Origin of the sequence: Rhodopseudomonas faecalis, from assembly GCF_003217325.1 — a bacterium.
Lineage (GTDB): Bacteria > Pseudomonadota > Alphaproteobacteria > Rhizobiales > Xanthobacteraceae > Rhodopseudomonas > Rhodopseudomonas faecalis.
In genome coordinates this window covers 124,520-136,532 of the sequence record NZ_QJTI01000007.1, presented here as the reverse complement: position 1 = coordinate 136,532, position 12,013 = coordinate 124,520, and the positions used below count along the sequence as shown (strand labels likewise).

10 protein-coding genes are annotated in these 12,013 nt (G+C 64.4%); 7 read left to right on the top strand and 3 right to left on the bottom strand.

Going from position 1 to position 12,013, the window contains the following annotated elements:
* Window positions 1-150: 150 nt before the first annotated feature.
* From BJ122_RS08055 to BJ122_RS08045, 3 genes are all read right to left on the bottom strand, one after another.
* Complete coding sequence (locus BJ122_RS08055) at window positions 151-603, bottom strand: hypothetical protein (RefSeq protein WP_245407658.1); 453 nt, start codon at window positions 601-603, stop codon at window positions 151-153.
* Between the two features lie 204 nt (window positions 604-807).
* Complete coding sequence (locus BJ122_RS08050; protein WP_110780572.1) at window positions 808-1,260, bottom strand: DNA polymerase III subunit chi; 453 nt, start codon at window positions 1,258-1,260, stop codon at window positions 808-810.
* Window positions 1,257-2,753: a leucyl aminopeptidase gene (locus tag BJ122_RS08045; protein WP_110780571.1), complete on the bottom strand. Its 1,497-nt coding sequence runs from the start codon at window positions 2,751-2,753 to the stop codon at window positions 1,257-1,259. Before BJ122_RS08045 ends, BJ122_RS08050 begins: the two co-directional genes overlap by 4 nt.
* 378 nt (window positions 2,754-3,131) lie before the next feature.
* On the opposite strand from BJ122_RS08045, the gene lptF reads away from it, so the two are divergent.
* From lptF to BJ122_RS08010, 7 genes are all read left to right on the top strand, one after another.
* Window positions 3,132-4,298: an LPS export ABC transporter permease LptF gene (gene lptF / locus BJ122_RS08040; protein ID WP_110780570.1), complete on the top strand. Its 1,167-nt coding sequence runs from the start codon at window positions 3,132-3,134 to the stop codon at window positions 4,296-4,298.
* Between the two features lie 13 nt (window positions 4,299-4,311).
* Window positions 4,312-5,400 (top strand): LPS export ABC transporter permease LptG, encoded by a 1,089-nt coding sequence (lptG, locus tag BJ122_RS08035; protein WP_110780569.1) that lies wholly within the window; start codon window positions 4,312-4,314, stop codon window positions 5,398-5,400.
* 101 nt (window positions 5,401-5,501) lie between these two features.
* Window positions 5,502-7,907 (top strand): LPS-assembly protein LptD, encoded by a 2,406-nt coding sequence (locus tag BJ122_RS08030; RefSeq protein WP_430694765.1) that lies wholly within the window; start codon window positions 5,502-5,504, stop codon window positions 7,905-7,907.
* A 79-nt stretch (window positions 7,908-7,986) separates the two neighbouring features.
* Window positions 7,987-8,910 (top strand): SurA N-terminal domain-containing protein, encoded by a 924-nt coding sequence (locus tag BJ122_RS08025; protein ID WP_110780567.1) that lies wholly within the window; start codon window positions 7,987-7,989, stop codon window positions 8,908-8,910.
* Window positions 8,911-8,952: 42 nt separating this feature from the next.
* The gene (pdxA, locus tag BJ122_RS08020; protein WP_110780566.1) at window positions 8,953-9,966 is read left to right on the top strand and encodes a 4-hydroxythreonine-4-phosphate dehydrogenase PdxA; all 1,014 of its coding nucleotides are present in this window, start codon (window positions 8,953-8,955) and stop codon (window positions 9,964-9,966) included.
* Window positions 9,963-10,817: a 16S rRNA (adenine(1518)-N(6)/adenine(1519)-N(6))-dimethyltransferase RsmA gene (rsmA, locus tag BJ122_RS08015; protein ID WP_110780565.1), complete on the top strand. Its 855-nt coding sequence runs from the start codon at window positions 9,963-9,965 to the stop codon at window positions 10,815-10,817. Before pdxA ends, rsmA begins: the two co-directional genes overlap by 4 nt.
* A 22-nt stretch (window positions 10,818-10,839) precedes the next feature.
* Window positions 10,840-11,895, top strand: coding sequence for an alcohol dehydrogenase (locus tag BJ122_RS08010; protein ID WP_103010882.1), 1,056 nt, complete (start codon window positions 10,840-10,842; stop codon window positions 11,893-11,895).
* The last annotated feature ends 118 nt before the right edge of the window (window positions 11,896-12,013 follow it).

Sequence of the window (12,013 nt, the reverse complement as noted above, 5' to 3'; positions counted from 1 at the left end):
CATACCAACGGAAATTGATACCAACCCATCCACATGTCATGGCCGGGCTCCGTCCCGGCCATCCACGTCTTTGATCTTGCGGCGCTTTCAAGACGTGGATGCCCGCGACATGTCGCGGGCATGGCGTATCACCAGCGAGCGCCGCTGGTATCAGCCAGCAGTGCGCTTCTTGGGCCTGCGGCCGGCGGTCGGCGTTTCGGGCTGCGGCGCGCGCTCGACTTCGGACAACCGGCCGGCCTTGAAGGTGTAGATGCCGGCGCGCGGACCAGTGTTGTAGGTCAGCACCGCGATGCGGTCGCCGCGCTCATTGCTGGACAGGTTGACATTGTTCGGGGTGCCAAGGCCGCGCGCCACGTCGCATTCGGTGTGGCCAAGCGCCACCGCGCCCATGCCCGACGAGGCCGGCGCATCTGCCGAGCCGGTGGCCTCCGTGCCGGGCGGCGTCATGCCCGGACAGGCGCCGTCGGCGCTGATCAGATCATCGGGACGGACCGGCTTATCAGGCGACAGCGGCGGCGTCTCGATCGAGACGTTTTTGACGAAGGAGCGGCCGGCGCGCGAGAACCATTCGGCATCGCGAGACAGCAGGTCGGACGAAAACATGTCCGATCCGGCGCAGCCGCCGAGCAGCGGGGCTCCGACGGCAAGCAGCAACAGGACGCGGTGCGGGCCAGGATTTAGTCGCACGGTGCGGGTCTTCCTCAAAGTGACGGAATTTGCTTCACAAACATCTGTTTAAGGCACCACCAAGGCCGCAGGCGAGCACAATTCGCACGGCTGGATTGTAACGTTAACGGCTGGCGCGGACTACTGTCGCTGTTGCCAGCGGCCGGTTTCGTCCATCTGCCGGTAGATGACCTCAAAGCCCTGCGCCTTGCTGGCGGTCCAGGCCGCTCGCGCCTGGGCGACCGCCTCATCATCATCGCCGTTGAACACCAGCACTAGGCGCTCATAGGACGCGCTGTCAGGCGGCAAACCGGCGCCGTCGATCAGAAACCGGATCTTGGCGCCGTTGGGATTGCCGTCATCGACCACCAGCAGGATCGGCTGCTGCGCGGCATCCGCCACCCGCCAGGTGGCGTGTGGCAGGAAGGAATCGTCGCGAAAGGTCCACAGATGCGAGTCGAGCGCGTCGGCCCGCTCCTCGGTGGTTGCCTGCACCACCACCCGCCAGCCGCGTTGCAGCGACTTTTCCAGCAGTGACGGCAGCACGCTCTCCACCGTCACACCGCGCAGATGGTAGAATAGAACCTCGGTCATTTACCCTCGTAATGGGTGGCGACCAGGCGGTCCAGCAAGCGCACCCCGAAGCCGGAGCCCCAGCTCTGGTTGATCTCCGATTTCGGCGCGCCCATCGCGGTGCCGGCGATATCGAGATGCGCCCAGGGGGTATTGTCGACAAAGCGCTGCAGGAACTGCGCGGCGGTGATCGACCCACCATTGCGGCCGCCGGTGTTCTTCATGTCGGCGAATTGCGAGTCGATGTGCTTGTCGTAATCCGGGCCGAGCGGCAGCCGCCACAGCCGCTCGCCGGTGGCGAGACCCGCCTCGGTCAGCCGGCTCGCCAGCTCGTCATTGTTGGAGAACAGGCCGGCATGTTCGGTGCCGAGCGCCACCAGGATGGCGCCGGTCAGGGTCGCCAGATCGACCATCAGCTTCGGCTTGTGCTTCTTGACGACGTGCCACAGCACGTCGGCCAGCACCAAACGGCCTTCGGCGTCGGTGTTGATGATCTCGATGGTCTGGCCCGACATCGAGGTGACGATATCGCCGGGGCGCTGCGCGCCGCCGTCCGGCATGTTTTCAACGAGGCCGATCGCACCGATCACATTGACCTTGGCCTTGCGCGCCGCGAGCGCATGCATCAGCCCGACCACGCAGGCCGCGCCGCCCATGTCGCCCTTCATCTCTTCCATGCTCGCCGACGGCTTGATCGAAATGCCGCCGGAGTCGAAGCACACGCCCTTGCCCACAAAGGCCAGCGGCGCGTCGCTCTTGCGGCCGCCATTCCAGCGCATGATCACGGTGCGCGGCGGATGCGCCGAGCCCTGCGCAACGCCGAGCAACGCGCCCATTTTCAGCTTGGTCATGGCTGCGACGTCGAGCACTTCGACGGTGACGCCGAGCTTGCGCAGCTGGCTGGCGCGGCGCGCGAATTCTACCGGGAACAGCACATTCGGCGGCTCGTTGACGAGATCGCGCGCCATGATCACGCCATCGACCACCGCGTTCTGCGCCGCGAACGCCTTCTTGGTGGCGGCGAGATCGCGCACCGCGATCGAGACCGCGGCGTTGAGCGGCGTGTCGTCGTCCTTCTTCTTGGTCTTGTAGCGATCGAACTTGTAGGCGCGCAGCCGCAGCCCGGCGGCCAAGGTCGCCGCCTGCTGCGCGGTCATCGCGCCGCTCGGCAGTTCGCCCAGCACCGTGACGCTCTCTTTGCCAGTGCCGAGCTTGCCAGCCACCGCACCGCCGAATTTGAGGAAATCCTGTTCCTTGAGGTCGGCGGCCTTGCCGACGCCGATCACCACCAGCCGGTCAGCCTTCAAACCTTGCGGCGCCAGCAATTCCAGCGCCGAGCCGGACTTGCCCTTAAAACGGCAGGCCTGCGCGGCGCGCTTCACCGCATCGACCGCCCCGCCGAGCGCCTTGCGCGTGTCCGGTCCGAACGCCAGCGCCTCGTCGCAAAACGCGAACACGACACCTTTGATAGCGGCGCCAACCGCAACAAAACCAACGCTGACGACGTCGGGCATGGATCTCATCCTCCAGAATCAAGCTATCAGGGAGCGCTAGGCTCAACCGGAGCGAACGTCCGGAACAGCGGCAGGGCGCAGATAGGGCCGGCACTATGGCCCCTCGCCGCTATCGCTGCCAAGTGCTGCGTCGCTTCGCTGCCGCGTCGATTGCGCTTCAAGGTGAAGGCGGCACACGCATTAATCGTGGCATTTTGACGACACACGGGAACAATTAACCATTGCAAGGCAGCGCCTTGCGGCAGCCATTTTGTTGACGGATCAAACAGATGGTAATGGTCGAGTCAGGCATGGGGATGCCTGCAGACACGACAGCAATGGCGTGCGAGTAGCGTGGCGGGTATAGCCGCCGTCACGCGTTTGGGGATTGTCCGGGGCATGGGCTCGATCGATAACTACATCTTGCGCACGACGCTGACGTCGTTTGCGGTGGTTCTGGCCAGCCTCACCGGCGTGATCTGGATCACGCAGGCGCTGCGCGGCATCGATCTGATGACCAGCCAGGGCCAGACCATCGTCACCTTCCTCGGCCTGACCAGCATGGCGGTGCCGGTGCTGGTGCTGGTGATCGCGCCGATCGCGCTGATGATCGCGGTGGCGCACACCCTCAACCGGCTCGCGACCGATTCGGAAGTGATCGTGATGAATGCCGCGGGGCTGTCGCCGCTGCGCATCCTGCGGCCTTTCATGTTTGCCGCGGCTGTGGTGGCGATGCTGGTCACGGTGATCGGTGCCTATGTCGCTCCCGAAGGGCTGCGCCGCATCAATCGCTGGGACAGCGAGATCACCGCCGACATTCTGGCCAACATTCTGCAGCCGGGACGTTTTGCCCAGCTCGAAACCAATCTGACCATCCGGGTGCGGGAACGGCAGCCTGGCGGCCTGCTGGTCGGGGTCTTTATCGACGACCGCCGCGATCCCAAGGAGCGCATCAGCATCATCGCCGATCACGGCACGGTGCTGAAAAACAATGACGGCTCGTTCCTGGTGCTGGAAGACGGCACGCTGCAGCGCTTTGAAACCGGCAAGCGCGACCCGGCGCTGGTGGCATTCGGCCGCTACGCCTTCGACATGTCAAAGTTTTCCAGGGCGCGCGACGTCAGCTATGGCATCCGCGAGCGCTATCTGTGGGAGCTGATCTGGCCGCCCGCCGACGATCCGCTGTACGCAAGACTGCCGAACCAGTTCCGCACCGAAATGCACGAACGGCTGCTGGCGCCGATTTACCCGTTCGTGTTCACAGCGCTGACCTTCGCGTTTCTGGGATTGCCACGCACCACCCGGCAAAGCCGCAATTTTTCGATCGCCGGCACCATCATCACCGTGTTCCTGGTGCGGCTGGCCGGTTTCGCCTGCTCGATCGCCGCAGCCGGTAATCTGTGGTTTGCCGGCGTGCAATATCTGCTGCTGACCACCACCATCGGCCTGAGCATCTGGCTGATCGCGCACCATGTCGTGATCGAGCCGCCGGCGCGGCTGACGGAATTCATCAACAGCACGCTCGCCTCGCTGACCCGGCGGCGGCTGCGCGCTGCGCCACCATGACGGAGCCGCGGCGATGTTCATGAATACGCTGGGGCGTTATTTCGCCGGCCGGTTCGTCACCGCGGCGCTCGGAGTGTTTTTCGGGCTGTTCGTGCTGCTGGTGTTCGTCGATTACATCGACCTGCTGCGCCGCGCCGGCGGCCGGCCGCATATTTCCGCGCTAATGCTGGCGCAGACCTCGATGTTCCGGGTGCCGCAGCTGCTGGAGCGGCTGATGCCGTTCTGCATCCTGATCGGCGCCATGACCTGTTATCTGGCGCTGTCGCGGCGGCTGGAACTGGTGGTGGCGCGCGCCGCCGGGATCTCGGCCTGGCAGTTCGTGGCGCCGGCGCTGTGGAGCGCGCTGCTGCTCGGGCTGCTGGCGACCGCCTTTTTCAACCCGGTGTCGGCCGCGATGCAGGAACGAGCCAAGCAGCTCGAAGCCGAAATGTTCGGCGATTCCTCCAACAGTTTGCAGGACGCCAGCGGGTTCTGGATCAACCAGATCACCAGCGACGGCCAGGCCATCATCAATGCCGCCCGCAGCCAGCAGCAGGGCGTGCTGCTGACCGGGCTGACCGTGTTCCGATTCGAGGCCGATTTCAGCTTCAAGGACCGGCTGGAAGCCCGTGAGGCGACCCTGGAACCGGGGTTCTGGCGCTTCAAGGATGTGCGCCGCTACACCCTCGACTCAGCGCCGGTTGACGAAGAGACCCTGCTATTGCCGACCACACTGACCCCAGCCCAGGTCCGGAACAGCTTTTCGACCCCAGAAACCGTGTCATTTTGGCAACTACCGAGCTACATCCGCTCGTCGGAAAGCTCAGGATTTGCCACATCTGGATACCGTCTACAGTACCATAAATTGCTGGCGAGGCCGTTTTTGCTTGCTGCCATGGTGATGTTAGCGGCTTCTGTTAGCTTAGGATTCTTCCGTTTCGGCGGTGTTCAAAAGATGGTTTTGAGTGGCGTGGCGGCAGGCTTTCTGCTCTATATCCTGTCGAAAGTGACTGAGGATTTGAGCAAGGCCGAGTTGATGCACCCGATTGCTGCGGCGTGGTTGCCCGTATTCGTCGGGGGCCTCGCGGGATTTATGGCTCTGCTCTACCAGGAGGACGGCTAGTGTCTGCTGTCACCGCCCTCCAATACCGAGCGCGTTCGCCGCGACGGCGCCAGCATTGGCGCCGCGACGGTGGGCTGGCGCCGGTTCTTTGGGGCGCCCTAGTGGCGGTTGGTCTGACTGCTGCGATTGACCTCGCAGCGGTAACGGAGGCGGCTGCCCAGAGCTACACCTATAATCCGCGCCCGCCGCGCCAGAAGGCGCCGCCGGCGGCCGAAAACGGCCAGATGCTGGTGCAGGCGGTTGAGGTCGATTACGACTACAACAACCAGCGCGTGGCTGCCGTCGGCAACGTGCAGATGTTCTATAACGGCACCAGCGTCGAAGCCGACAAGGTCATCTACGACCAGAAGACCAAGCGGCTCCGTGCCGAGGGCAACGTCCGCATGACCGACGCGGACGGCAAGGTCACCTACGCCAATCTGCTCGACCTCAGCGACGACTACCGCGACGGTTTCGTCGACTCGCTGCGCGTCGACACCGCTGACCAGACCCGGATCGCCGCCTCGCGCGCGGAACGGACTGAGGGCGCCTACAACGTGTTCCAAAACGGCGTCTATACCGCTTGCGCGCCGTGCCGGAATAATCCGAAGAAGCCGCCGCTGTGGCAGGTCAAGGGTGCTCGCATCATCCACGACCAGACCGACAAGATGCTGTATTTCGAGAACGCCCAGCTCGAATTCTTCGGCGTTCCGCTTGCCTATCTGCCGTATTTCTCGACGCCCGACCCGACGGTGGTGCGTAAGAGCGGCTTCCTGATGCCGATGTATCTGAGCAGCACCGCGTTCGGATCCGGCTTTGAAGTACCCTATTATTTCGCACTGGCGCCCGATTACGACCTGACGCTGGCACCGCGCATCACCACCACCCAGGGCGTGCTGATGCAGGGCGAGTTCCGGCAGCGGCTGCTGGACGGCGCCTACCAGATCCGCGCTTCCGGCATCAATCAGCTCGATCCCAGCAAGCTTGCCGGCCAGCCCGGCGACCGCGAATTCCGCGGCGCGGTCGACACCAAGGGCCAGTTCGCGCTCAACGACAAATGGGTGTGGGGCTGGGACGGCGTACTGCTGTCCGACCGCACCTTCTTCTCCGACTACCGGCTGGCACAGTATCGCGACGCGCTCGGCTCATTCCTGAACCCGTCAACCGAAGCGATTTCGCAGCTCTATCTGACCGGGGTCGGCAACCGCAGCTTCTTCGACGCGCGCACCATCTATTATTACGGCTTCACTGCTGCCGACGTGCAGAAGCAGATTCCGGTCGTCCACCCGGTGGTCGACTATTCGAATGTCGTCAATCATTCGGTGCTCGGCGGCGAGCTCAGCTATCTCACCAATTTCACCAGCCTGACCCGGCAAAACGCGCAATTTGAATCACTAACAAACCGCTTCGATTCAACAGCGCTCACTCTATGTCTGGCGACTTCGCCTGATCCGATGTCGCGCCCCCCCTGCCTGCTGCGCGGCGTGCCCGGCACCTACACCCGCTTCTCCGGCGAAGCGAAATGGCGCAGCGCCTTCACCGACCCCTATGGCCAGATCTGGACGCCGTTCGCGTCGGTCCGTGTCGACGCCATCGACGCCTCGGTCGGCAATCAGCCCGGCGTTTCCAACTTCCTCAATGTCGGCGACAACCAGGCGCTGCGCGCCATGCCGACGGTCGGCCTGGAATATCGCTACCCGTTCATCAATGTGCAGCCGTGGGGCACCACCACGCTGGAGCCGATCGCGCAGGTCATCATTCGTCCGAATGAGAGCTACGCCGGCCGGCTGCCCAATGAAGACGCGCAGAGCATGGTGTTCGACGCCAGCAATCTGTTCAGCGTCGACAAGTTCTCCGGCTATGACCGCGTCGAAGGCGGCAGCCGCGCCAATGTCGGCGTGCAGGCCACCACGCAGTTCGATCGCGGCGGCGCCGTCAACGTGCTGTTCGGTCAGTCCTACCATTTGTTTGGCCTGAACTCGTACACCGTGGCCGACCTCACCAACACCGGCCTCAATTCCGGCCTGGACAAGCAGCGCTCCGACTACGTGACGCGCGTGTCCTATTCGCCGAACAGCACCTACCAGTTCACCACCCGGGCCCGGCTCGACGAGACTCATCTCGACGTGCAGCGCTTCGAGGCCGAAGGCCGCGCCAACTTCAATCGCTGGTCGGTCGCCCTCACCTACGGCAGTTACGCCGCCCAACCCGAACTTGGCATCCTGACCCGCCGCGAGGGCGTGCTCGGCACCGGTTCGATGAAGCTGGCGTCAAACTGGGTGGTGTCCGGCGGCGCGCGCTGGGACCTTGAGCAGAACCGGGTCAATCAGTACACGGTCGGCGCGGGTTACGTGGACGACTGCTTCGTGCTCGGCCTTAATTACATCACTGCCTATTCCTATGCGGTGAGCAACGCGACGCCGATTCTGAATCACACCGTGATGCTGCAGATCGGCTTGCGGACCATTGGCATGACCGCGATGTCACAGAACGTGTCCGCGGCCTCCCAGGGCGTTATCGGCCAATAACCCCGCGTGAGCGGCAGGCGCTGCGGCGCCTGCGCAGCCTGTGCACATGGAGATAGCGTTCTTCCTGATGGCAGACAAAATGACCGCAAAGAATTCGTTTCGTATGCTGGCGGCGAGCTGCATCGCCGCCGTGCTTGTGTTCGGTTCCGCCACCACGCTGCCTGCGCAGAACGTGGTGGTGATGGTCAATGGCGAGCCGATCACCAATTTCGACATCGATCAGCGCTCCAAACTGACGCAATTGTCCAGCCGCACCACGCCGAACCGGCAGCAGGTGCTGGACGAGCTGATCAACGAGAAGGTCAAGATCAAGGAAGGCAAGAAATTCGGGATCGACCCGAGTGCGGCCGACATTGACGCAGCATTCGCCAGCATGGGCTCGCGGATGCGCATGTCTCCCGACCAGCTGGAAAAGACCCTGGAAAACCAGGGTATCCGCCCGGACACTTTGAAGCGTCGCATCCGCGCCGAGATGGTGTGGAGCAATCTGGTGCGCGGCCGCTTCAAGAGCAGCTTGATGGTCTCTGAGCAGGACGTGCGCGCGGCGCTCGGCGAGAGCGAAGCCAAGTCCGGCGAGAATTACGAATACCAGATGCAGCCGGTGGTGCTGATCGTGCCGCGTTCGGCGCCAAACACCTCGCGCGAGGCTCGCTTCAAGGAGGCCGAGGCGCTGCGCGGCCGGGTGCAAAGCTGCGCCGACGCCAACGCGATCTTCAAGGCGATGCCGAACGCCGCCATCCGCACGGCCGTCACCAAAACCTCGGCGGAAATCCCGCAGTCGTTGCGCGAAATCCTCGACAAGACCCCGGTCGGTCACCTGACGGCGCCTGAAATCACCAAGCAGGGCGTCGAGATGGTGGCGCTGTGCAGCCGCAAGCCGAGCACCGCCGATACGCCGAAGAAGCGCGAAATCCGTGAAAAGATGAGCGCCGAAAAGTTCGAGAAGAAATCGAAGGAATATCTGCAGGAAGTGCGCAAGGCCGCGATGATCGAATATCGTTGACCGCGGCCGCGCGATCCGCGCGGCAGCCTGTTAGGCGTTCCCATGCCCCTCCCTCTCGTGCTCACTCTGGGCGAACCGGCCGGCATCGGCCCCGAGCTCGCGCTGCTGGCGTGGCTTCAGCGCAGCGCCGAAAAGCTGCCGGCGTTCTATCTGCGCGGCGATATCGAGCTGCTGCGCAAGCGCGCCGCGCAGTTGCAGCTCAACGTGCCGCTGGCCGAAGTGACGCCGCAGCACGCCGCTTCTGCCTTCCCCGAAGCACTGCCTGTCGTGCCGATCGGCCAGCCGGCCACTGCCGCCGCTGGCGTACCGGATGGCACCAGCGCCGCCGCGGCGATCGCCTCGATCCGTCTTGCGGTTGAAGACGTGCAGGCAGGCCGTGCCAGCGCCGTGGTCACCAATCCGATCGCCAAGAGCGTGCTGTATCAGGCCGGCTTTGCCCATCCCGGCCACACCGAATTCCTGGCCGAACTGGCGGCGAGCCAATGCCCAGACCAGCGCGCACCGCAGCCGGTGATGATGCTGTGGTCGGCCGCGCTGGCGGTGGTGCCGGTCACCATCCACCGCCCGCTGCGCGACGCCATCACCGACCTGTCGAGCGAACTGATCGTCTCGACCGCGCGCATTGTGAATGCGGCGCTGCGCCGGCATTTGGCGATTGCAACGCCGCGGCTGGCGATCTCCGGCCTCAATCCGCATGCCGGCGAAGACGGCGGGCTCGGCACCGAGGAGCAGACCATCATCACCCCGGCGATCGAGCAGCTGCGCCGCGAAGGCATCGACGCGCGCGGGCCGCTGCCGGCTGACACCCTGTTCCACGACGCCGCGCGCCGCAGCTATGACTGCGCGCTGTGCATGTATCACGATCAGGCGCTGATCCCGATCAAGACGCTGGCGTTCGATCGCGCCGTCAATGTCACGCTCGGGCTGCCATTCGTCCGCACCTCGCCCGATCACGGCACCGCGTTCGACATCGCCGGCACCGGCCGCGCCAATCCGTCGAGCCTGATCGAAGCGCTGCGTCTGGCCGCGCGCATGGCAGCACCAGCACGCTCATGAGCACGATCGACGACCTGCCGCCGCTGCGCGAAGTGATCCAGCGTCACGATCTGGCGGCCAAGAAATCGCTCGGCCAGAATTTTCTGCTCGACCTCAATCTCACCGCGCGGATCGCGCGCGCCGCCGGCCCGCTCGAAGACGCCACCGTGGTCGAGATCGGCCCCGGCCCCGGCGGCCTGACCCGCGCGCTGCTGGCGCTCGGCGCCCGGCGCGTGATTGCCATCGAGCGCGACCAGCGCGCGCTCGGGCCGCTGGCGGAAATCGCCGAACGCTATCCGGGCCGGCTGGAAGTTATTTGCGCCGACGCCATGACTTACGACCCGCGGCCGCTGCTCGGCGGCGCGCCCGCCAAGATCGTCGCCAACCTGCCCTACAATGTCGCGACGCCGCTATTGGTCGGCTGGCTGGAAAGCGAGCCGTGGCCGCCCTGGTACGATTGCATGGTGCTGATGTTTCAGCGCGAGGTGGCGCAGCGCATCGTCGCCACCGAGGATGACGACGCCTATGGCCGGCTCGCGGTGCTGGCCAATTGGCGCGCGCAAACTAAGCTGCTGTTCGACATTGCGCCCTCAGCCTTCGTGCCGCCGCCAAAGGTGACATCATCGGTGGTGCGGCTGATCCCGCGCGCCGAGCCCGAGCCTTGCGACCTCAAACTGCTCGAACAGGTGACGGCAGCCGCGTTCGGCCAACGTCGCAAAATGCTGCGCCAGAGCCTGAAATCGCTCGGCGTCGATCCAGCCCAGCTTGCCGCCGCCGCCGGCATCGAGCCGACGCGGCGCGCCGAGACCGTGCCGATTTCCGGTTTTGTTGCCATGGCAAGGGAATTGGCGAATAGTCGCGGCACCAAATAACCGCCGTCAGGGAGGACACCACATGGCGCTGATGCGTCGGCAATCGCTCGTGAAATTCGATGCGCCGTTGTGCGAAACCATCATCGAAACGCCAAAGCCGCAAGGCGGCGAAGTGCTGGTCCGGATCGAGCGCTGCGGACTGTGTCATTCCGATCTGCACATTCAGGACGGCTATGCTGACCTTGGCGGCGGCAAGCGGCTCGACACCACCAAGGGCATGACGCTGCCATTCACGCTCGGCCACGAGATCGCCGGCGTGGTTGATGAGGTCGGCCCCGACGCGCCGAAGGAACTGATCGGCACCCGCAAGGCCGTGTTTCCGTGGATCGGCTGCGGCACCTGCCGCGACTGTCTCGCCGGCGATGAGAATCTCTGCACCCGCAATCGCTTTCTGGGCGTCGCGATCGATGGCGGCTTTGCCAGCCATGTGCTGGTGCCCGATGCGAAATACTTGCTCGATTACGATCCGCTGCCGATCAACCAAGCCGCGACGCTGATGTGCTCCGGCGCCACCGCCTATGGCGCGTTGAAGCGGCTGGTGGACCGGCCGCGGCAGCGCAATCTGCTGCTGATCGGCCTTGGCGGCGTCGGCATGATGGGGCTGTCGCTGGCACGGTCGATGTTCCAGCAGCCGATCTCGGTCGCTGATATCAATCCCGCGGCGCGCGAGACCGCGCTCAGCAACGGCGCCAGCGTCGCTTACGATCCGGCCGATCCCGACGTCGCCAAGCGCATCATGAAGGAGTTCGGCGGCTTTGACGCGATTGTCGATTTCGCCGGCTCCGAGAAATCGATGAATTTTGCGGTCAGCACCGTGGCGCGCGGCGGCAAGATCGTGGTGTCCGGCCTGATCGGCGGCAACTTCAATCTGCCGATGGTGCAATGGATCTATAAGCGCATGTCGATCGAAGGCTTCATGACCTGCACGCTGGCCGAAGCCAAGGAACTGATGGCGATGGCGCGCGCTGGCAAGATCGCGCCGACCCCGATGCGCGAGGAACCGATGGCCGACGTGCAGAAATGGATCGATGAACTACGCGCCGGCCGCGTGGTCGGCCGCGTGATGCTCACCAACTAACAACTTTCCGCACACAGCCAGCAGCACAGGCCGCCGCCTCGTCGCGGCGGCCTGAATGTTGCCCCATGACGCTCGGATTTGCGGCTCATTGACACCCCATTTATCGCCGACAACCGGG